The sequence below is a fragment of the Enterococcus larvae genome, from assembly GCF_017830045.1.
Classification (GTDB): domain Bacteria; phylum Bacillota; class Bacilli; order Lactobacillales; family Enterococcaceae; genus Enterococcus_L; species Enterococcus_L larvae.
The window spans coordinates 231,962-252,682 of sequence record NZ_JAEDXU010000007.1; the positions used below are offsets into that span (position 1 = coordinate 231,962).

20 protein-coding genes are annotated in these 20,721 nt (G+C 39.6%); 17 read left to right on the forward strand and 3 right to left on the reverse strand.

Features of this window, described 5'->3' with window-relative positions:
• Positions 1 to 17: 17 nt before the first annotated feature.
• Entirely contained in the window at positions 18 to 404 is a 387-nt protein-coding gene (locus I6N96_RS14075) for a helix-turn-helix transcriptional regulator (protein ID WP_209558184.1), read from the reverse strand.
• 103 nt (positions 405 to 507) lie between these two features.
• The gene (locus I6N96_RS14080) at positions 508 to 1,398 is read right to left on the reverse strand and encodes a MurR/RpiR family transcriptional regulator (protein ID WP_209558185.1); all 891 of its coding nucleotides are present in this window, start codon (positions 1,396 to 1,398) and stop codon (positions 508 to 510) included.
• A gap of 641 nt (positions 1,399 to 2,039) precedes the next feature.
• Between I6N96_RS14080 and I6N96_RS14085 the strand changes: the two genes are divergently transcribed.
• From I6N96_RS14085 to I6N96_RS14155, 15 genes are all read left to right on the forward strand, one after another.
• Positions 2,040 to 4,004: a J domain-containing protein gene (locus I6N96_RS14085; protein WP_209558186.1), complete on the forward strand. Its 1,965-nt coding sequence runs from the start codon at positions 2,040 to 2,042 to the stop codon at positions 4,002 to 4,004.
• Between the two features lie 1,135 nt (positions 4,005 to 5,139).
• Positions 5,140 to 6,159 (forward strand): D-isomer specific 2-hydroxyacid dehydrogenase family protein, encoded by a 1,020-nt coding sequence (locus tag I6N96_RS14090; RefSeq protein ID WP_209558187.1) that lies wholly within the window; start codon positions 5,140 to 5,142, stop codon positions 6,157 to 6,159.
• Entirely contained in the window at positions 6,153 to 7,259 is a 1,107-nt protein-coding gene (locus I6N96_RS14095) for an iron-containing alcohol dehydrogenase family protein (RefSeq protein ID WP_209558188.1), read from the forward strand. The genes I6N96_RS14090 and I6N96_RS14095 overlap by 7 nt, the downstream gene beginning before the upstream one ends.
• Before the next feature lie 716 nt (positions 7,260 to 7,975).
• Positions 7,976 to 8,821 (forward strand): PTS mannose/fructose/sorbose/N-acetylgalactosamine transporter subunit IIC, encoded by an 846-nt coding sequence (locus I6N96_RS14100; protein ID WP_209558189.1) that lies wholly within the window; start codon positions 7,976 to 7,978, stop codon positions 8,819 to 8,821.
• 72 nt (positions 8,822 to 8,893) lie between these two features.
• Positions 8,894 to 9,751, forward strand: coding sequence for a PTS system mannose/fructose/sorbose family transporter subunit IID (locus I6N96_RS14105; protein WP_209558190.1), 858 nt, complete (start codon positions 8,894 to 8,896; stop codon positions 9,749 to 9,751).
• Between the two features lie 65 nt (positions 9,752 to 9,816).
• A complete protein-coding gene (locus I6N96_RS14110; RefSeq protein WP_209558191.1) occupies positions 9,817 to 10,323 on the forward strand; it encodes a PTS sugar transporter subunit IIB in 507 nt (168 codons plus the stop codon).
• A gap of 186 nt (positions 10,324 to 10,509) precedes the next feature.
• Positions 10,510 to 11,409 carry a hypothetical protein gene (locus I6N96_RS14115; protein WP_245186981.1) on the forward strand — a complete coding sequence of 300 codons (900 nt, stop codon included), beginning with the start codon at positions 10,510 to 10,512 and terminating at the stop codon, positions 11,407 to 11,409.
• A gap of 98 nt (positions 11,410 to 11,507) precedes the next feature.
• Positions 11,508 to 11,963 (forward strand): PTS sugar transporter subunit IIA, encoded by a 456-nt coding sequence (locus tag I6N96_RS14120; protein WP_209558192.1) that lies wholly within the window; start codon positions 11,508 to 11,510, stop codon positions 11,961 to 11,963.
• Positions 11,964 to 12,035: 72 nt separating this feature from the next.
• Positions 12,036 to 13,103 carry a mannonate dehydratase gene (uxuA, locus tag I6N96_RS14125; protein WP_209558193.1) on the forward strand — a complete coding sequence of 356 codons (1,068 nt, stop codon included), beginning with the start codon at positions 12,036 to 12,038 and terminating at the stop codon, positions 13,101 to 13,103.
• 27 nt (positions 13,104 to 13,130) lie between these two features.
• Positions 13,131 to 13,775 carry a bifunctional 4-hydroxy-2-oxoglutarate aldolase/2-dehydro-3-deoxy-phosphogluconate aldolase gene (locus tag I6N96_RS14130; protein WP_209558194.1) on the forward strand — a complete coding sequence of 215 codons (645 nt, stop codon included), beginning with the start codon at positions 13,131 to 13,133 and terminating at the stop codon, positions 13,773 to 13,775.
• 418 nt (positions 13,776 to 14,193) lie between these two features.
• Positions 14,194 to 15,144, forward strand: a complete 951-nt coding sequence (locus I6N96_RS14135) for a nucleoside hydrolase (protein ID WP_209558195.1) — start codon at positions 14,194 to 14,196, stop codon at positions 15,142 to 15,144.
• A gap of 61 nt (positions 15,145 to 15,205) precedes the next feature.
• Positions 15,206 to 16,105, forward strand: coding sequence for a ribokinase (locus tag I6N96_RS14140; RefSeq protein ID WP_209558196.1), 900 nt, complete (start codon positions 15,206 to 15,208; stop codon positions 16,103 to 16,105).
• A gap of 212 nt (positions 16,106 to 16,317) precedes the next feature.
• The gene (locus tag I6N96_RS14145; RefSeq protein ID WP_209558197.1) at positions 16,318 to 16,914 is read left to right on the forward strand and encodes a TetR/AcrR family transcriptional regulator; all 597 of its coding nucleotides are present in this window, start codon (positions 16,318 to 16,320) and stop codon (positions 16,912 to 16,914) included.
• Between the two features lie 24 nt (positions 16,915 to 16,938).
• On the forward strand, positions 16,939 to 17,340 hold the full coding sequence (locus tag I6N96_RS14150) for a DUF2871 domain-containing protein (protein WP_209558198.1): 402 nt from the start codon (positions 16,939 to 16,941) through the stop codon (positions 17,338 to 17,340).
• Positions 17,341 to 17,427: 87 nt separating this feature from the next.
• On the forward strand, positions 17,428 to 18,069 hold the full coding sequence (locus I6N96_RS14155; protein ID WP_209558199.1) for a hypothetical protein: 642 nt from the start codon (positions 17,428 to 17,430) through the stop codon (positions 18,067 to 18,069).
• A gap of 285 nt (positions 18,070 to 18,354) precedes the next feature.
• On the opposite strand, the gene I6N96_RS14160 is transcribed toward I6N96_RS14155, so the two are convergent.
• Positions 18,355 to 19,293, reverse strand: a complete 939-nt coding sequence (locus I6N96_RS14160; RefSeq protein ID WP_209558200.1) for a ketopantoate reductase family protein — start codon at positions 19,291 to 19,293, stop codon at positions 18,355 to 18,357.
• 149 nt (positions 19,294 to 19,442) lie between these two features.
• On the opposite strand from I6N96_RS14160, the gene I6N96_RS14165 reads away from it, so the two are divergent.
• Positions 19,443 to 19,940, forward strand: a complete 498-nt coding sequence (locus I6N96_RS14165; protein ID WP_209558201.1) for a TetR/AcrR family transcriptional regulator — start codon at positions 19,443 to 19,445, stop codon at positions 19,938 to 19,940.
• 182 nt (positions 19,941 to 20,122) lie between these two features.
• The gene (locus tag I6N96_RS14170; RefSeq protein WP_209558202.1) at positions 20,123 to 20,677 is read left to right on the forward strand and encodes a PadR family transcriptional regulator; all 555 of its coding nucleotides are present in this window, start codon (positions 20,123 to 20,125) and stop codon (positions 20,675 to 20,677) included.
• Positions 20,678 to 20,721 lie beyond the last annotated feature (44 nt).

Here is a 20,721-nt window from a genome sequence, read left to right on the forward strand (position 1 = left end):
ATGTCTTACACAAATCATTATTTCATGAGCCAATCACGATTACTTGACAATTCTTGCTGTTTTCTGTAATTCAAAGGACTGAGTCCAAAATGGGCTTTGAATGTCCGACTAAATGAACTAGAATCATTATATCCATACTCCATAGCAATAGTAGTGATAGAAATTTTAGGATCCACACATAGAAAAATCGCAGCACGCTCTAATTTAAATCTGGTTACAAACTCATTTACGGTTTCGGAAGAGTACTTTTTAAAAATTCTATGAAAATGAAATTCCGATAAATGAGCATTTCTTGCTAGATCGTTTAATGAGATAGCTTCTTTCAGGTTATTTTCTATATAGTCTTCAGTTTTATTTATTAACCGGATGTATGCTTGCTTGCAAGCGATAGTTTCTTTATTCATATTTATCTCATCCTTATTCATCTATAGTTACCTTTTAGCTCGCTTAATGGTAACTGTAGATGATCATTTCTTGTTTTAGCTTATCCAGAAGTTATTTGTTTACTCAGAGCGTAAAATTATAAGGATTTGTTTTGGTGGTGCTGATATTGTCTCTGATTTTCTTCAAGGATTCGACGTTTTGGTCAAAGTTGTGATGCATCACGTTCGTATACAAAATATCCATGACTGTCAGATAGCTGATTCTGGAAGCTAGAGATTCCGTTCGAAAGACGGTTTCTTCTGTCAGAACGATGATTGCTTTATCTGATAATGAGACTAGTTCAGAGCCGCTGTTGCCAGTCAAGGCAATGATCTTTGCCGGTGTTTTCCTGATTTGTCGAGCTAAGTTGATTGATTCTTTTGTCTGACCTGAATGAGAAAAAATGAACACACAATCTTCGCTGGTCATTTTTGTCGCAAAGCTTAGCTGCATATGATAGTCAAATAAATGGTTACAACGGTATTTTGTACGGATGAACTTATGAAAGCTGTCAAATGCAACAATCGTCGATCCGCCCTGTCCAAAGAAATGGAGTGTTTTCGCAGAGTACATCAATGATAACACCTCGTTAAGCAAATCTTCTGTCAAAAAATGAATCGAGTTGCTTAATGAATAGATGTTTGATTGAAGTACTTTTTTTGCAATATCGATACTGGAATCTTCCGGACTGATATCATCTGCACCTGTCATGTGATTCACATTTTGGAAAGCCGGTTGATAATTGGTGTTACGAGCAACGTCTATTTTAAAATCCTGGAAACCGCTATAGCCGATTTTTTTTACAAACTGATAAATAGAGGACTGAGACACGCCGATTTCGCCAGCCAGCTCCTCCAATGTTTTCATGGACAATACTTCGTCTGAGTGGGTAAAGTAATCAGAAATTTTTTGTTCTGTATCACTAAGAGAACCCATTTTTAATCGGATTCGTTGATCTAAATAATGATTTTTCATCGTAGCCTCCAATCTTGACCTGTGCCGCTTTTCAAATCAGGTCATAGTGGAAATAGAATCAAACAGCAGCGACAAGCTATTTGCAGAGAAAGTGGTAGTAACAAAGTTGAGATGCATAGTTAAATAAGCCATAGATTTGGGCAGTTTTTGTGGGGTAATGATTGAGTGATTAAGTAATGGAGGTTCTTGTTTTTATGTAGAAAGCGTTTCAGAATACTATAAGTGTACTAAATCAGCGAACGCTCTGTAAAGCCTTTGATCATTTTTTATGGTTGTTTTACGTAATTATCCTGTTGAAACCTGATACAGAATGAACAATTATAATCAGAGGAATCGAGAGAATTGCTGGCATAAGAATCGGAAATTTTGTGGAGTAAATGAAAATATAGATATAGCTGAGCTCTGTTTGTTGAAGCTGACCAATAGAAAAAATTCAATCTGTAAAAATTACTATTTCCAGTGTACTATTAATATATAAAGTCTGTTAACAAAGAGTGATCAATATTGGATATTCGACTTTGAACCATGAACGTCCATGATTCTTGCTGGAAAACATTCCGTTTGAGGTATTTCATAGTGAGGAACAGTTCTTTTTCACGTAATAAAAGCATTAACAGGACTATCAAGAGGGAGTTGCATAAATGAGTTGTTGGGAGTTACTTGGAATCAAGCCGATTTCAAATAAGAAGGAGATAAAAAAAGCATACGCTACAAAAATAAAACAGTTGGCTATCGATCAAGAGCCGGAAGAATTTCAAAAGCTGAAGGAAGCCTTTGACCAAGCGTTACTGTTGGCAGATACGGTTGACGATAATCACTTTTCTTCTGAAATGGAGGAGCCGAAATTTTTTGTTGATTTAAAAGAAGCAGCTGAGGAAGAAGTATCAGTAGATGATACTCAGAATGCTGTTCAGAGCTTTGCCGATCAGCTGTCAGATTTATACAATGGAAAAGCTTTTTTTGATGATTTAGAAAAGTGGCAATCCTTATTCACGAAAGAACTGGAGTGGTCAATCACCGATTATGAGCATATCGAAGGGATCATGCAGCGTTTTTTGTTGGAGAACTACCCGCTATTATCGAAACGTATCATCACCTTTTTAGAAGAGGTATTTGGTTTTGATAAGCTGGTGGAAGACGTTAAAATAAGGACTTCCTTTAGTTATTATTGGGAAGATATCCAGCATGTACCTGATTATTCCTTTGAATGCTATTGGAAGATAGCCGAAGAGGAACGGATTCCTTATTTCTTTGGGCGCTATGAATTATACCAAATGCTTGCTAGAGGAATGCCAGAGAGAAATCAATGGAGAAAAAAGCTGGTGGAATGCCAGAGCATACTTTCAGAAGATCCGGATCTTCTGAATTTACAGGTCGCCTATACACTAACGAAAGATGTTAGGTTGGCAATGGAGCATTCCAAATGGCAGATCTCAGGTCTTTTTGCTGAGCTGCAGGCATTGCCTCTAAATGAGACGACCAGATATTTGAGCAACTATATTGATTGGCTTTCTGGAAATGGGTCAGTTGAAAAGCTTTTACTAGATGAATCGAGTGAATTGCCAACCTTGCCTTATTCAGTGTTTCTTCTTTTGACTGGTCATATTTATGCAGAGCTTCAGGAATATTCAGAGGCTAAGGCTAGATTTGATTTGCTGAAGCAAATCGCCCCATCTATGATTCAGCGTGAAGGAAGAGCACATGTTGAAAATGAGATTAGGCCCAAGACCAAGTCACAATCATCGAAAGCCACCTGGGTAATAGTGGCAGTGGTATTGATTTTATTGAGGCTGGTAAGTGCAAGCAATAGAACTTCAGTTTATAAACCATCAGAGCTGGTATTGCCGGAAACAAGTACGGAGAGAAGTGTCCTTGATTTTTCGGATTTAAAATACAGCAGCTTTATGTACAATAACTTCGCCTATCTTTTTTATATTGATACAGAAGATGATTTAGAACGTTTCAAATTTACTGTAAGGCATGTTAGCGAAGAAGCTGAATCAATGTTTTTAGATGTCGATGTTCAACAATTAGAAACTTTAGATCTTGAAAATGCGGGCTTTCTATATTCAACAATTGATACAGTTGAAGGCTATGGCCAACTGATTGGCGTGTACTTCGGATTACTTGACGAACCTTTTGCAATCTTACAATTGGATGATGATGAAAAGATCAAAGATGTGTTTGGAGAAGGATGGACAGAGCTCGATGGGCTAGAATATGTGCGGATTTGGGCAGATATGAAGGTCCGTCCCTGGACCTCAAGCCAGTTCTTTTTTCATTCGTTCTTGCTAACAGATCATCGTGAGTGGAATATGGATTACCGACCGGAGTTCACAACAGAGGCTGTGAAACAATCACTGTTGGAACATATTGATTACTTGGCTGACACAGAGCATCAGGATTGGACGTATCGGGATAGTTATGATAACCAAAAGAGGGACTATACGATTTTTGAATATAAGAATAGTGAGCATGTCTTGATTATTTCTTATGATACTTATGGACGAATCGATCATGTATATGGGGAAAGTTGGGAAACACTGGATAAGAATGTAGAACAGCAGCTTTATACGAATATTGAAACAGCTGAGGCAAATAAATAAGCAGTTGTTCTATATGATTGGTTTTACTCAAAATACTAATTATTAAGAGTGTGAGACAATAATCAAATTAGAAATTGTCTCACACTCTAAACACGAATAGACGGCGAGTCAAAAGCTGCTCTTTCGAAATTAAGCCGAAATTGCTTTAACAAACAGCAACTACTGTAGTAGTTCTGATGTGGCAAAGTACCTACTTGGATACTAAAAATACGAAAAGCCATTTTCGTATATTTCTTCCTTTTGGCCAGCCTCTTTTTGATAAGTTTTCTTGAAAAATATGAAAACAGTATGAAAAGTATAGTGAAAGAGGTTGGATTAAAAAAACAATTTTTAATTTTTAGCAGTTTTAGAAAAAAATATTTTCGAGCAAAGTTCGTAAAAAATTTGAATGAGTGGTTATTAAATTCGATAAGAAAATATTTATATTTAGAAAACGCTTACTTTGGTTTTCTTAATTAATTTGAGCATTTTTGTCTTAAAAAAATTACGCACATCGTTTTTAGATATCTTAATATAACATAGAGAATGAGGGGAGCTCTTTTTCCCTTGAAAAAGATGTTGACAGCATAATGAAAAGGATGTTTTTATCTTAGGCAGAAATAATAAAAAAACAGATCATCTATTTTGAACATAGAAAATTGGATAAGAGAGTGATTACTTCGCTTTTTTTATTTCCTCAAAATATATGAACTGAATGGTTCATTTTTAGAAGGTTAAATGGTGATAAAATTTATTTTTATGGTTGCGCTTACATATGTTGTTAATACTAGATTTTGTCATTCTAATAAAAAATATTTTTTATTTATGATAAAGCTTTACATATTTTTTTTTATCGAGTAAGATGTGGGTGTCGGGGAAAGGTAAGTTCGGAAGTGAATGTTTGGAACTTCTATTTATCAGTTAAAGTTGGATAAATCAGAAGAATTGGTAAAGGAGCTTGGGAAGGGAGGCAATGTGGAGAGCGTTTTTCAGAATAAAGGACAAGCCATTCGTTTCACCAGTCGAAAAAATCTGGTTCCAACGACTTTTTAAAGATAACAAAAATTCAAATCGTTTCTCGAACAAAAGCTGCAGCATCATCGAGACATGTTTTTTTGAACACACTGTAAAAACAACAGTTAAAGGAGAGCTGAGCATGTCGAAATACAATATTGCAATTGTTAATTCCAGCAGCTTTGGGAAGGTATTTCCAGAGCATATGGAGAGTCTGAAGAAAATTGGTCAAGTAAAGCATTTCACTGTAGATGGCGAGATTGCGGGGCGAGAGTTAGCTGAAATACTTCAAGGATACAACATTGTTATTGCAAGTGTCACACCGTTTTTTACACAGGAATTTTTTGATTATAAGGATGAACTTATTTTAATTTCAAGGCACGGAATTGGGTACAATAATGTTGATGTCGAAGCTGCGAAGAAGCATGATACGATTGTTACGATCATCCCAGCACTTGTCGAACGGGATGCAGTGGCAGAAAATAATGTAACAAACCTAATGACGATTTTACGACGAACAGTTGAAGCCCAACAAAGTGTAAGAGAAGATGACTGGGAAGACAGAGCGCATTTTGTCGGCAGAACACTTTTCAATAAAACTGTTGGCGTTATCGGTGTTGGAAATACAGGCAGTCGTGTAGTAGAAATTGTTCGTAACGGATTTCAGTGTGAGGTCCTCGCGTATGACCCATACAAGTCTGAAATGCATATCCAGAGCTTTGGAGCAAAGAAAGTAAGCTTTGAAGAGCTACTTGAGTCTTCAGACGTGATCTGCTTATGTGCGAATTTGACTGAGGATAATTACCATATGATTTCAGAAAAAGAAATCGAAAAAATGAAGGACCATGTTTATATATCCAATAGTGCACGAGGAGCTCTAGTTAACGAAGAAGCAATTGTAAGCGGTTTAAAATCCGGTAAAATTGCAGGATTCGCAACGGATGTTCTTGAAGAAGAACCTGGGCGCAAAGATCATCCTTATCTTTCAGTAGAGAACGTGGTGATGACGCCGCATACTTCTGCTTACACGATGGAATGTCTGGAAGAAATGGGTAAGAAATGCGTTCGAGATGTTGAAGATGTTGCGAAAGGACAACTTCCAGAGCGATCTGTACAACCGTACAGCAGTCATATTTCCAGTAAGGAAGTGTCTACATGCTGAATGATTTGAAGGTAAAAGTCGGACCACAGTTTTATGAGTATCATACCGATGCTCTAGCTGTTGTTCCACAGCTGCTTGAGGAGTATAAAGCAAACAATATTCTGATCGTTCATGGTACTGTTTCTTGGGAAAAAGCAAAACCAAAGCTGGATTTTCTGAATAATAGCAGCTACCATTTCACGTACCATCAGTATACAGGCGAGTGCAGCTATTATGGCACAGATTTAGTGATGGAGGCGGCAAGAAAAGCAGGAACGGATTTCATTATTGGTGTTGGCGGCGGCAAACTGACAGATTTAGTTGGCTACGCTGCCCATCGATTGAATCTTAATTTCGGTGTTATTCCAACACTAGCCAGTAATTGTGCTCCGTGGACACCACTCTCAGTTATGTATAAGGAGAATGGTGAATCAGAGGGGAAAACAGAACACTTCTTAAGACAAGCTGCTTTCCTTATAACAGAGCCCGAACTGGTTATCGATTCTCCAGTTGAATATTTTATTGCCGGATTAGCTGATACGTTGGCTAAATGGTATGAGTCGGATGCGATTCTTCAGCAAGAGCATTTGAAGAAAGAACCATTTTTACAAATGGCGGGTTTCACATCAGTGCTTTGTAAAGAGGCGATCATGCGTGATTCAGCACAAGCGATTCAAGATATGAAGGAACAGAAATTATCAGATGAATTCATTCGTTTGTCAGAAATCGTATTCGCAGTTGCAGGTATGGTTGGCGGGTTGGGTGATAAATATGCACGAAATGCCGCCGCACATGCAATGCATGATGGCATGAGTAAATACATTCCGGAGAGCCATCAGTTTTTACATGGTGAGAAGGTTGCATATGGGATTTTTTATCAGCTGGCTATCGAAGGAAAATGGTCGCTGATCGATCAGCTTCTGCCATTTTATAAAGAATTAAACTTGCCAATGTCCCTCCATCAGATGGGAATTTATCCAGAAGATGAAGCAGTGATCGATGAAATCGTTGCATTTGTTCATTCAAAAGCTAAAGTTCATCTCATACCAGTAACAATCACTGAATCTAGCTTGAAGCAAGCCGTTTATCAGCTGGAAGAGTATATGACGGACAAAGTATAAAAAGGTCGAGCTGCTTTGGAGAGAATAGAGGATTGTCTGATGTCAACGGAACAGGGATGACAATTACTCTTTTAACAAGAATTTACGAATATGGAAAGGTGCTCCTACGGTTCTCGTGTGACTGCGATCCTCGTCGCAAAGCATTAAGCCTGGATCGCTTGGCTATCGGACCACGAAAAAGAAGGAACTGGTCAGTTACTTGAACAGTTTCCTCAAGAGAAAGAAGGAGAGCCATTTCCCTTTTATCAAAAATACTAGGGAAATGGACATCGGACCACGAAAAAGAAGAAACTGGTCAGTTACCTGAACAGTTTCCTCAAAAGAAAGAAGGAGAGCCAATTCCCTTTTATCAAAAATGCTAGGGAAATGGATATCGAACCTCCAAAATAAGGGAACCATGAAATTATTTGAATGGTTCCTTCAACAGAAAAAAGGAGAACCATTACTCTTTTAACAAGAATTTACGAATATGGAAAGGTGCTCCTACGGTTCTCGTGTGACTGCGATCCTCGTCGCAAAGCATTAAGCCTGGATCGCTTGGATATCGGACCACGAAAAAGAGGAAACTGGTCAGTTACCTGAACAGTTTCCTCAAAAGAAAGAAGGAGAGCCATTTCCCTTTTATCAAAAATACTAGGGAAATGGACATCGAACCTCCAAAATAAGGGAACCATGAAATTATTTGAATGGTTCCTTCAACAGAAAGAAGGAGACATATGGAAACTTTAAGTGTATTACAAAGTTTATTGATCGCATTGTGGACAGCAGCCGTTATGTCAAGATGGCTGGGAGGAGGAGCAACACTGACGCTCAGATTCTCTCCTCTGATGACAGGTCTTATCGTCGGGATTGTTATGGGGAACGTCCCGCAGGCAATGATCGTTACTGCTTCGTTACAGATGATCTATATGGGTGTATTCTCACCTGGTGGATCAATGCCGGCAGAGCCGTCAATTGCCGCAGCAATCGCCGTTCCAGTTGCTTTACTGGGGAATCTTTCACCGGAAGCAGCGATTGCAGTAGCCGTTCCGGTAGGATTACTGGGAAGCTATTTGTATCAGTTTAGATTTTTCATCAACACATTTTTAGGGAAATATACAGATAAAGCCGTAGAAGATTTGAATGCAAAAGCGATTGCTCGCTCAGTTATTGTTTATCCGACGATTGCTTCATTCCTGCTGTTTGTTCCTCTAGTATTTATTTCTCTTTATTATGGTGCACCAGTTATTGCGGATGTTATCACTGCCTTGGAAGGAACAGTTGTGATTCACGTTCTTGAAGTTGTGGGCGGCGGATTAGCAGCAATCGGTATTGCAACAACAGTTTATGTTATTGGTCGAAAAGATTACATGGTCTTTTTCTTCCTTGCTTATTTTATGAGTATTGTCATGAAGTCATTGGAAGTAACAATGGTTACTTACGCGATTTTCGGTATTATTATTGCGCTGATTTTTGTACAATCCCAAAAAGGGAAGAATGTACCAGCAGCAGATAATGGCGGCGGCTCAACAGGTGCTTCATTTGAAGGCGATGATGATGACGATTACGATGACGGCTTTTAGTTTTTGCCCGGCTGATTTTTGCAGCCAAGTGGCAGGACAGGCCAAGATACTTTTTAAACAGGAGGGAATAAAATGACTGAGATAACAAAAAAGACAAATCTCGCACCAGAAGAAATCACAAAAAAAGATGTGACAAAAGCGTATCTTAGATGGCATTTCGCTAATGAGATCCCGCATTCATTTGAACGTTATTTAGCACCGTCATTACTTTATGCGATGATGCCGATTTTGAGAAAACTTTATAAAAATGATGATGCATTGAAGGCCGCTTACAAACGACAATTGCTGTTTTTCAACACACAGCTTAGCTGGGGCGGTGGGGTAATCACTGGTCTGATGTCGTCAATGGAACAACAACGGGCACAGGAAGAACATGAAGGCACGGAAGTGTTGATGCAAGACGATTTGATGTACAACACAAAGGCTGGTTTGATGGGTGCTTTAGCTGGTATTGGTGATGCAATCGATTCTGGAACTGTTCAGTATATCTTTATTGCAATTGCTGTTCCGTGGGCTGAGCAAGGAAGTGCGCTGGGCGCACTGTTCCCATTCGTCGCTTTTGCACTGTATCAAGTGATGTTAGGTATGTTCTTTGCTCGTCAGGCGTTCTCAATGGGACGTAATGCGACAGGGTTGATGCAAAGCTCAGGAGTACAAAATGCGATTGAGACACTTTCCGTTTTAGGTTTGTTCATGATGGGGATCTTAGCAGGGAACTATGTAAAAGTTGCTTCGACACTCCAATTCAAAATATCCGGACGGGAATTCATCATACAGGACATACTGGATCAAATTGTTCCGGGAATCCTGCCCCTTGCTGTCGTGATGGGTGTGTACTGGTTCTACACGAAAAAAGGACTGAAGGTAACGCAAGCACTATTATGGCTGACAGGAATATTGATCGTATTGGCAGCTGTCGGAATCTTGTAATTTTCTAAATGAAGGAGCCAGTCAGTCACTGTCTGGTTCCTGATAAGGATAAAGGAGGAAGAATCATGGGAACAATTAACTTAGCGCGTGTTGATGAGCGTTTGATTCATGGACAGGTAATGATGACTCTGTCACAAAAAAGCGGTGTAAATTCTATCTTTGTTGTCGATGAAGTTGTGGCAAAAGATAAATTCATGCGTGATCTGTACAAAAGTGCAGGAAGTCGTACAGGACAGAAGACTATTGTTATCACACCAGAGAAAGCTAAATTTTATTGGGATGAATTTGCATTCAAAGAGTACAATTGCATCTTGATTGCAAAGACAGTCAGCGTGATTTATGACTTAGTAACACATGGTGTGCCAATGAAAGAATTGAATATTGGCGGGATCGCTCAAAAAAATCCGGAGAAAGATATTCTAGTAACGAAATCTGTTTATCTGAACAAATCCGATGCTGAGAAGCTGAAAGAAATGAATGAGCAATATGGCGTGGAAGATATCTATTTCCAAGCGACACCGTCCGCACCAAAATCAACACTAAAAGATGTACTGGGACAATTTGGACTATAGGAAATACTGCTTTGCCTTTCATTCGATCATGCCATGACCGATGGATTGGAATAATTGTGGATTTTCAGGGAAATCGAAAGTGTAGTACTCATATGCAGGTTCCATAAAACGGAATTAACGGTGTTTTAGAAGTTGGCTATTCGAGGATAGCACTCTGTTGCAACCTTAATGAGAGGAGGACTAAAAGTGGTAGATGGAGTAGAACAAATAGATCAAAATGAAGTATTCAAGGATCGACAGTTTCGCTATCAGCATATTTATCGTTTACGGCGTACAAAAAAGCAAAAACAACGTTTTCTTTCTGCGCTAGTAAAAGATATTGCCGAAGTACGAGAAGATATCCAAGTAATTGAGTATCAACAGAATAAAAAATATGTCTCCAGCAATTTATATGTCGGCAACATCGAAACAGCAGATCGAATCATTTGCACGTACTATGATACACCGCCGAGAGGCTTTGGTTCTTATTATTTGTTTGATCGTGCAAAGCAAAGGAAGGCTGTCACTGGGTTTATATTAGTCAGTTCCATGCTTGCTTTGTTGGCGGGAGGGTTGCTGACGATGCTGTATATGGCTCAGTCCGGCAATACATTTGATCTTCGATCCATCAGTACCCTTTTTGTCATTCTATGTTATGGTGGTTATTTTTACTTACTGAGTAAAATAGCGAAAGGTTTATCTGCTCGAAAAACACTGATTCGAAATACTTCTTCCGTTCTGGCTATGCTGTCATTGATTGGAGAAGGTGCCGGTAAAAAAACGGCTTTTGCTTTTGTAGATGAGGGATGTTTTGGCGAGGTGGGGCTGGATGTATTGCAAAAGTCCTGTAAACCCTCTGCAAAACTTTATTTTCTGGATAGTATTGGCGCGGAGGCTGACCTGTATATCACAGGTGATGGGGAAACGCCGATCAAGCTAAATGAAACGACTCGTTTAGAAAAACAAAAACGTCAAATTAGCTATATTTTCAGTGCAAAAACAGCAAGTGACGACTCAGGTACACAGTATTACTTGGACCAATCAGAGTTGAATCAAAAGCAGTTGAACAGTACGAATATGATTAAAATCATCAAGCTGTTTAAATAGGTCTTTTGAATGCTAGAGTCCTGAAATAGTTATTTGTAAGAGGACGAACAGATCTAAGTACCAATAAATTTATCTTATTTGTAAAGGAGCGGTGTTTCATGCTTGGAATTGTCATTGCAACACATGGACAGCTAAGTGATGGTCTGAAGGATTCAGCAGAGGTCATTATCGGTGCGGTCAATAATACGGCAACAGTCAATTTGAATCAAGGCGATGATATTCAAGAATTAGGACAAAAGATAAAGCGGGCGATCGAGAGCGTGGATAAAGGAGCAGGTGTTATTGTTCTGACCGATCTGGTAAGTGCCAGTCCGTACAATCAATCATTACTTATTGTCAATGCGCTAGAGGGGTCATTGAGAGAATCCACCTATGTGATTGGCGGGGTGAATCTGCCTATGCTGCTGGAAACCATCAATCATCAGTTGATTGGTACAAGCGCAAGCGATCAAATGGCTCAAAGTATTTTAGATCAAGGGCTGAGTAGTATCAGTACTTGGCATGTGGCAGCTGCTGAAACAGATGCAGAGGAAGAAGAGGAAGACGATTTTTAGGATCAGCTGAAATAAAAATAACGATGTATACACGAGGTTTTCCTCTAAAAAATTAGTGAAGGATGATTAGTGATGAAATGGGGATTCAGATGGTATGGAGAAGGAGATTCCATCCCATTACAATATGTGAAACAGATTCCCGGCATTACCGGAATTGTAGGTACACTACTGAATAAATTACCGGGGGATGTCTGGGAAGTCAATGAGATCCAAGGATTAAAGCAATCAGTTGAAAAGGGCAATTTGGAATTGCTGGGTATCGAGAGTGTAGCCATTCACGATTCCATCAAGGCCGGAGCGCCGGACAGAGACAAATATATCGATAATTATATTCAAACGATTCGCAATTTGTCTGCATGTGGTGTGAACTTGATTTGTTACAGCTTTAAACCAATTTTCGGTTGGGCAAAAACAACATTAGCTCATGAAAACAGTGACGGCAGTTTCTCTCTAGTTTATGATCAAGCCGTTGTAGATAATATGGAACCTGGTGATATGTTTAAGCTGATCCATAGCCAATCCAAAGGCTTTGACTTGCCTGGTTGGGAAGAAGAGCGTTTGAAGAAGTTTGATTCATTGGTAAAAATTTATGAAGGTGTGACGGAAGAAGATCTTTTTGAGAATCTAAAATATTTCCTATTGAAAATCATACCTGTGTGTGAAGAAATGGATGTAAAAATGGCGATTCATCCGGATGATCCACCGTGGGAAATTTTCGGTTTCCCAAGAATCACTAAAAATTTGGAAGATCTGCAGAGAATATTAGACATTGTTGATTCTCCGTACAATGGACTAACCTTCTGTACAGGATCTTTAGGTGCAGATCCGTCAAATGATTTGGTTGAAATGATCAAACAGGTTGGGCACAAAATCAATTTCGTTCATTTCCGCAATGTTGGATTTCTTGGCGAGAAGAAATTCATCGAAACTGCTCATTTGAGCACAGAGGGTTCGCTGGATATGTATGCGATCATGAAGGCTCTTGTTGATGCCGGCTTTGACGGCGTGATTCGTCCGGATCATGGCAGAACGATTTGGGGCGAGCATGCGATGCCTGGATATGGACTGCATGATCGAGCAATCGGTATCGGCTATATGCAGGGATTGCATGAAGCAATCGTCAAAGAGAAGAAAAATTAGATGTGTCAGTAGAAAGAGGGAACAGATATGTTGGCAAATATGGATCATGAAATCTACACGCAACTAGCGAAGACAAAGCTGTTGCCGCTGTACACAGCAACTGATTTGAGCTGTCTGGATAAGCTGGAGGAAGTCCTCATCAAGAATGATGTTCGGTTTATTGAAGTGACTTTCCGCAGTGAATTGGCGGCGAAGGCGATGAAGAAACTGTCTGCGTCCGGTGAGTTGACGGTAGGAGCAGGAACAGTCAGAAGTCTAAAAGAAGCTGAAATCGCAGTGGAAAATGGTGCGAAATTCATCGTGTCCCCTGCCGTTGTTCCTGAGGTCATTGATTATTGTTTGACTCGTGATATTCCAGTATTTCCGGGAACAGCAACTCCGGGAGATATCCAACGAGCGTTGGAATACGGCATTAAGGTTGTCAAGTTCTTCCCAGCAGATATCTATGGAGGTCTAAAGGCAATCAAGGCGTTGAGCGGACCGTTTTATGATGTGCAGTTTTTACCTACCGGCGGTATCGATAAAAATAATTTTGTTGATTATCTGGCTGATGCGCATGTGATCGGTGTAGGCGGCTCATTCATTATCTCAGAAGCGGCAATCAAGAAGGATAATGGCATAACAGCTGATGCAGCATTGAAAGAGCTGGTTGAGCAGCTAAAAGAAAACTAATACACACGAATAAAAGAGGCTGAGATAGAAGTGTTTAGCTACAAGCACCAGGTAGGTACTTTTCAGCTTACTTTGTAAGCAATCACAGTGATTCAAAACAATAAGCCGGAATTCACGAAAATTGTGCCACAAATTTTTGTTGAATTCCGGCTTATTGCCGTAGGAGCTGCTTCTGACTTGCCGTTTATTCGGAGTTAAGGTATGGAATAGAGGGTGGGAACAAATTATTGTCCCACTCTCTTTTATTTGGCTTAGACAGCGACCTGTATTTGCGTTTCATTTTGAAAATAACGTATATGTAGACAATTTTCTGAGGCTGATAGTTTCAATCATTCGATTCTCTTTGTATACTAGTATTATGAAAGCCTTTCCTATGGAGAGTGCTGGATATTGCTAATAGCTAGGAGGAGTAATGAGCATGAAGATGATTTTGGATTTGGATACTGGGATCGATGATGCACTGGCAGTTGCGTATGCTTTGGGGCATGAAGAGATTGAATTATTGGGGATCACCACATCGTTTGGAAATGTCACTGTTGATAAAGCGGTGAAGAACTCTATTGATATTTTAGACTTATTCGGCCAGAATGATATTCCTGTTTTTAAAGGCTCGGACGTTCCTTGGGGGATGGATTCTTATGTACCATCTGAGAATATTCAACATATCCATGGCGAAAATGGTTTGGGAAATATCGATTTAGGTGTATCGAGTCGAAGAGAAAGTCCTATATCGGCAATTGATTTTATGATCCAAGCAGCACATGAATATGGGAATCTGTTGACAGTTGTAACAACAGGACCGTTGACAAATTTAGCTGAAGCCATCAAAAAAGACCGAGCGGCAATAGAAAAAATTGGGAAAATCGTAGTAATGGGCGGGGCGCTTACTGTTCCGGGAAATGTCACATCTTTTGCCGAAGCGAATATATTCAATGATGCTCACGCAGCAAAATTTGTCTTGGAAAGCGATATACCGCTGGTGATCGTTGGGCTGGATATCACATTGAAGACGATGCTGACAGGAAAGGACATTCAAACCTGGCAATCACTCAGCACTAAGGCAGCTCAAGCGGTGACAGCATTTACCACTTATTATTATCAAAATGAATATGATCATTCTGAATTTGGCGGTGCATTGCATGATCCGTTGGCTGTTGAGGTGGCAGTCAATCCGGAGATCGTTACAGATTATTTACCCATCAATTTGACAGTTGAAACCAAGGGGGCTTCGACTGGTCGAACAATTGCAGCTCTTCCACGTTTGAATGACACAGAAAAAAGTGCTCAGATTGGTCTGGATGTGAAGGGGCAGGATTTTGTCCAACGCTTTACAGAGACTGTTTACCGATTGTTGGAGGCCGCTAAGTAAAGAGATATACACTCCATTAAAGTGATGCCAGTAGTATATAGATGGAAAGAAGGGATAGCTAGTGAATAGAGTATTTGTTTTAGGGAGTATCAATATTGATATATCGATGGAAACAGACGGCTTTCCAGTGATTGGAGAAACGATGTTAGGCGGCAGTGTGGACTATTACATGGGTGGCAAAGGCGGGAATCAGGCGGTTGCCGCAGCACGTATTGGCGGGCGTGTTTCTTTAACAGCTTCTGTTGGGGGTGATACCTTTGGTGAGAAAGCTCTGGAACATTTACGAGCAGAGGGTGTGGACACTCGATTTGTTACTGTGAAAGATGGTGCATTTACCGGCATTGCATCGATTTTCAGGATTCATTCTGATAATGCCATCATTGTGTTCCCAGGGGCCAATATGCTGCTGTCTGAAACAGCTGAGCTTGTTGAAGCGTTCAACGATAAAGACCTATTTGTTGCCCAGTTGGAAGTACCCCTAGAGACGATCAGACAGGGCTTATATTACGCAAAGAAAACCAATGTACAAACGATCATCGATCCCGCCCCGTTTCATGCTGACATTGTAAACATGCTGGACAAAATCGATATCATCACACCAAATGAGACAGAGTTCGAAGGCTTGATTGGTCATACACTGAAGGAACAAGATATGGAAGAAGCGATGCTGGAATGGGCGGAAAACCACGACACACAATTGATTGTTACTAGAGGCAGTCAGGGTGTTTCCTATGTTTTTGATGGTGAGGTGCGAACAATTTCTGCGGTAAAGGATATAGAAGTTCTTGATACAACAGGTGCAGGCGATACCTTTACGGGTACCTTGGCAGCCTTTCTGGCTGAGGGAATGCCTTATGAAACAGCAATCGAAACAGCGAATATCTGTGCAGCTCTTTCTACCACAAAAATAGGCGCACAAACAGGGATGCCGACACGAGCAGAGCTTAGACATTTCAAATAGAAAAAGAGTATCTAAAATTCCTATATAATCGATAAGATGTTGAACCGAGCAGTGAGGAATAGCCAGTGTGCTATGGATCACTGCTCGGTTTTATCCTGTTAAATCGTATAGTGACAAAGTGTCACTTTCATGATATGCTTAACTTGATAAAGGGTGACGAAGTGTCACTCCTTCTGATGGAATATTGAAATGACCAGAGAGAAGTGTGGAAGATGCCAAAACAAACATTCTTTAATTTACCGGAAGAAAAACGCTTGATGATCGAAGAAGTGCTCCTGGATATTTTTTGCGATCAACACATTAGTCAAGTGAAGGTAGCTCGTATTGTCGAAGAAACAAAGATTTCTCGCGCAGCCTTTTATAAATATTTTTCAACACTTGAAGATGCACATACATATATGAGCAGCAAGATATCTGGATTGATCCATCAGGATGTCCTAACGTATATTGAATGCAATAAGCACGATTTTTTTAGAGGAATTAGTCAATTTTTGGTTTATTGTAGTGAATTGCCCCATGATAGTTCTCATTGGAAGGGGATCAAGCTGTTGATAAAGGGAGAAAATACTGAACTGTACCAAAGAATGCCGCTATCAGCAGATTCTCCATTGGCTATAAAATGGAGGAACCTGCTGCAGTTGAACGCATTTAAGATGAAGGATGAAGCTGAAGCCATTAGTTTTCTGTATTTTATTAGAGACTTGGTCATTGATTCACTGGCAAGCTTCATAGCCAATGACTGGGGAACAGGCGAGCTTCTCAATGATTTTTCCTATAAAGCAAATTGGCTGCTCAAAGGAATCAAATAATAAGAATGGAAGAAGGACAATTAGATGAAAAAAATAGTACGGGTCAGTATGATCTACATGATTTTGGGACTGATATTTGGTGTATACTATCGAGAATTTACAAAGCTGAATGATTTTACAGGTGTGACACAGTTGAGTGTAACTCATACTCATACCTTGATTTTAGGCATGTTTTTCTTCTTGATTGTTTTGCTGTTGGAAAAAAACTTTCAGTTAACAGCACATAAAAACTATAAGAAGTTTTTTGTCTGCTATAACGTCGGCTTAGGGATGACTTTGATGATGCTTTTAGTTCATGGAACGATGACTGTTCTGGGATATGCAGATCATGCAGCAATATCTGGGATAGCAGGGTTGGGACACATCATGCTTGCTGTTGGCTTGGGCTATTTCTTTAACGTATTGTCCGGATCGGTAAGGGATTAAACAGTTAAATACTGTTGTCCGCCAGAGCGCTTGGTTGCAGTAGGTAATGGGAATGCAAGGGAAGAGCTGAGAATAGGAGGGGTTAATATGAAAAGAAGAACCTGGATACTATTTGCGAGTCTGATTCTAATTGTAAGCTGCTTCGTTGTTTTTACCGTTTCCAAAAAGGATATCGATCCTTCTATCACAATTGAACAGCTGTCATGGGATGCTCTTACTCCTGAAACTGAAAAATTAGGAAAAGAACTTGAGGATGAAGGTGCGCAGGATATTCAATACTTTGAAATAGGTAATGTTGAGGGGGAGCTTTTATATGTAGAGCTGTCAGGACGAAGAGTGATCCCTAATGAAAAGGAAAGTGATTTTGAGGTATTCCTGCAATATCCGCAAGATAAAAAGAGTTTGGTTTTAAAAAGCTATCAGGATAAGGTTCTTTTAATCAGCTATAGAAATGGAAATACATTGCATGAGTATATGACAAATAGCGCATCTACTGCGGTGAGCAATGCTTCTTCTGCTGATTTAGATAAGGAGTATTGTGCATTCATATCGGCAATAGGACCTGTAGAAAAAAATGGAACACGATTAGGCTATGCTGTTTTTTCTGATGATAAAATGATTATTGCGTCTATGAAGGAAGAGCCGAGCAGTATAGAGAAAAAAATTTCAGAAGATGATTTTGTATACGAATATAGAATCACGGTTGAGGTTATAAAAGCTGAGTCATGATTCGCTTTACTGTAAAGTAGCAGCAGCTTCACTCAACATTGATATGGATGGATGTTACTGTGTCCAGCAATTAACAGCATAAAACAGCTTCTGCAATCATTGCAGAAGCTGTTTTTTTCGACACTCAATACTCAATAGACCAATTGCTTTACATCTGAAAGATGAGCCTATTTTTATTTTTGGGCATGCCTTTGGCAACAAGTGTGAGGGTGCAACCAAGCCCGTCATTTATTGCCCAATAGATGTATCACTGATTACGTGTCGTTCATATGCAGAAATTCAGCATCAAGCAAGTGATTTTTCGTAACGATTAAGGGCAGCTTCTGTCAGTGCATCAAGATTTGGTGTTGACAAGTCAGTCTTCGTTTTCATTTCGTTCATAGCCTCAATGATTGCAGCGATCTCCTTGAAATTTCCTTCGGCCATCTTCATAACAGGTGTCAGATATAGTAGTTTCAATAATATTTTTGCTAATATCGGGCGTCCCAAAAAGTATTTTTGTGCTTTAGGAGCAATCGGGTAGCCGTTTTTTTCAAGAACAGCAAAGGCTTCCTTGTATGCTCCTGCTGCATAGTGCAGTTCCTTCGATCGACGAATTTTCTTGGTATCATTATCGAAAATATAATCAAGACTGTTCATCACCATAATTAGCGCGCCGTGGCTTTTCAACCAAGCATTCAGTTGCGTATATTCTTTCCAGCTGTAATCAGTCTTGTTGAATACCTGATCTAACAAGGCTGAAGTAGATATTTTACCTGTTAGAGATTGGATTTTCATGTTGCCCTTGCCAAACCGAAGCACTGTAAATTCATCATTTTTTCTTGTGCCGCCAGTATTTTGAAACCCAAATAGAATATTTTTTTTGAAATTGCTCAAACCTAGTATCGCTTTTTCCAGCTTGTCGGCATTCATCTGATTGCCGACAAAAATAATTGTCTGGCTGCGATTTTTTGCTAGTGGCTCGATTACGCTGTCAAAGTCACTGTATTTCATCGTGACAAAAATCAAATCGAACCAATCGTCAGGTTGTAAGGTTGAAATGACCGGAACAATGTCCTGTGTTTTTCTTTTCTGAAGCTCATGACTAAGTACTAAGCCGTGAGCTTCTAAATCTGCTTTTCTCTGACCTCGAGCAAGCAAAGTTACCTCGTTCTTTTTGTTTTTGAGTAGTGAATGGGCTAGAAAGCTTCCTTGGATTCCAGCACCATAAATCAAGATTTTCATATAGTTATCCTCCGTTAATGAACAGTTGTTGATTAATCGTCTGTTGTTTATTATAGTAAAGGGAGAAACAGGATTGAACAATCAACGATTTCGCTGATTTGTTGAGTATCAGACAAAACAGCGAAATTGTTTTAATCAGAGGTGAGGATTTGGATAGAAGAAAACGAAAAAGTCAGATGGCTATCAAGGCGGCACTGATTCAATTGTTGAACAAAAAAGAATTTAATGCAGTAAAAGTCAGTGAAATTTGTGAGCTGGCAGATATCAATCGAGGGACATTTTATCTAAACTACTTGGATAAATACGACTTACTGGAAAAAATCATTCATGAACAGATCGATTTACTTGTTCTGTATTGTAAAGAGCGTCAGCACGGCGAGTACTCCTCCTTGAACCTTACGTTTTGTTATATTGCAGAAAATAAGACAGTTTTTCGTCTGATTTTTACCGCAGATTCTCAAGGGATATTCAACCAATATCTGGCTCAGCATATTCTATCTGAGCTATCGGCTGATAGCACCAGTGAAATCAAAGCGATATTTACTGCGAGTGGTATCACAGGTATTCTAGGCTGGTATTTACTGAATGAGTCAGCGACGGTAGAAAGCTTATATGAGATTGAAGACATTGTTGCCAAGCTACAATAATTTTTAGTGAATACCTAGCGGAAAAGTCTTGCTTGTTAAAAGATGACGATGAATCGACAGGGAAAGCTGATAAAAAGAGAGAGCCTAAAATCATGCGATATGGTTCAAGAAATTTCTTGCCATATTGCTTTTTTTGTATTATATTCAACTTGTGGAATATAAACGGGAAATGGGAGGTAGCTATGTCACTGAAACATGGACTTTTAGGATTATTGAATGCCGGACCTATGACTGGCTATGAATTGGATCGTTCCTTCAAGCGTTCTCTTGCACATTTTTGGCAGGCACAGACCAGTCAGGTTTATCGCGAGCTTACTGCGATGGAGGAAAAGGGCTGGCTATCCAGTGAAGAAGTTGTTCAAACGGACAAGCCGAATAAGCGCGTATACTCATTGACTGAAGACGGGGAACATGAGCTGCAGAACTGGCTTTCAGCTTCAGAAGCAGATATTGAAAAGACTATAACTGTGCGAAGCGCTTTTCTGATGCGCGTCTTTCTAGCGGGAGAAATGCCTAAAGAAGAACTGCTGAGCATGCTTTATGATTTTAAAGAGAAGTGTCTTGAAAAACTTGATTCCTTTGAGTCTATTCGAGAATCTATCGTGCATTACGGTGCTGTAGAAGCACATGCAGATCGAGTGAAGTATTGGGAGTTGACGGTAATGTATGGAGAGAGTCAATGTCATGCAGCCATTGATTGGGTGAAACGCGCAATCGCAATGCTGAAGGAAAAATAGATAAAACTCACAAGGAGCCATAACAAATGTCTGTTACTGAGTAA

Coding starts and splice junctions, on each gene's coding strand:
- I6N96_RS14075 (WP_209558184.1), bottom strand. CDS start 404: ATGAATAAAGAAACTATCGCTTGCAAGCAAGCATACATCCGGTTAATA.
- I6N96_RS14080 (WP_209558185.1), bottom strand. CDS start 1,398: ATGAAAAATCATTATTTAGATCAACGAATCCGATTAAAAATGGGTTCT.
- I6N96_RS14085 (WP_209558186.1), top strand. CDS start 2,040: ATGAGTTGTTGGGAGTTACTTGGAATCAAGCCGATTTCAAATAAGAAG.
- I6N96_RS14090 (WP_209558187.1), top strand. CDS start 5,140: ATGTCGAAATACAATATTGCAATTGTTAATTCCAGCAGCTTTGGGAAG.
- I6N96_RS14095 (WP_209558188.1), top strand. CDS start 6,153: ATGCTGAATGATTTGAAGGTAAAAGTCGGACCACAGTTTTATGAGTAT.
- I6N96_RS14100 (WP_209558189.1), top strand. CDS start 7,976: ATGGAAACTTTAAGTGTATTACAAAGTTTATTGATCGCATTGTGGACA.
- I6N96_RS14105 (WP_209558190.1), top strand. CDS start 8,894: ATGACTGAGATAACAAAAAAGACAAATCTCGCACCAGAAGAAATCACA.
- I6N96_RS14110 (WP_209558191.1), top strand. CDS start 9,817: ATGGGAACAATTAACTTAGCGCGTGTTGATGAGCGTTTGATTCATGGA.
- I6N96_RS14120 (WP_209558192.1), top strand. CDS start 11,508: ATGCTTGGAATTGTCATTGCAACACATGGACAGCTAAGTGATGGTCTG.
- uxuA (WP_209558193.1), top strand. CDS start 12,036: ATGAAATGGGGATTCAGATGGTATGGAGAAGGAGATTCCATCCCATTA.
- I6N96_RS14130 (WP_209558194.1), top strand. CDS start 13,131: ATGTTGGCAAATATGGATCATGAAATCTACACGCAACTAGCGAAGACA.
- I6N96_RS14135 (WP_209558195.1), top strand. CDS start 14,194: ATGAAGATGATTTTGGATTTGGATACTGGGATCGATGATGCACTGGCA.
- I6N96_RS14145 (WP_209558197.1), top strand. CDS start 16,318: ATGCCAAAACAAACATTCTTTAATTTACCGGAAGAAAAACGCTTGATG.
- I6N96_RS14150 (WP_209558198.1), top strand. CDS start 16,939: ATGAAAAAAATAGTACGGGTCAGTATGATCTACATGATTTTGGGACTG.
- I6N96_RS14155 (WP_209558199.1), top strand. CDS start 17,428: ATGAAAAGAAGAACCTGGATACTATTTGCGAGTCTGATTCTAATTGTA.
- I6N96_RS14160 (WP_209558200.1), bottom strand. CDS start 19,293: ATGAAAATCTTGATTTATGGTGCTGGAATCCAAGGAAGCTTTCTAGCC.
- I6N96_RS14170 (WP_209558202.1), top strand. CDS start 20,123: ATGTCACTGAAACATGGACTTTTAGGATTATTGAATGCCGGACCTATG.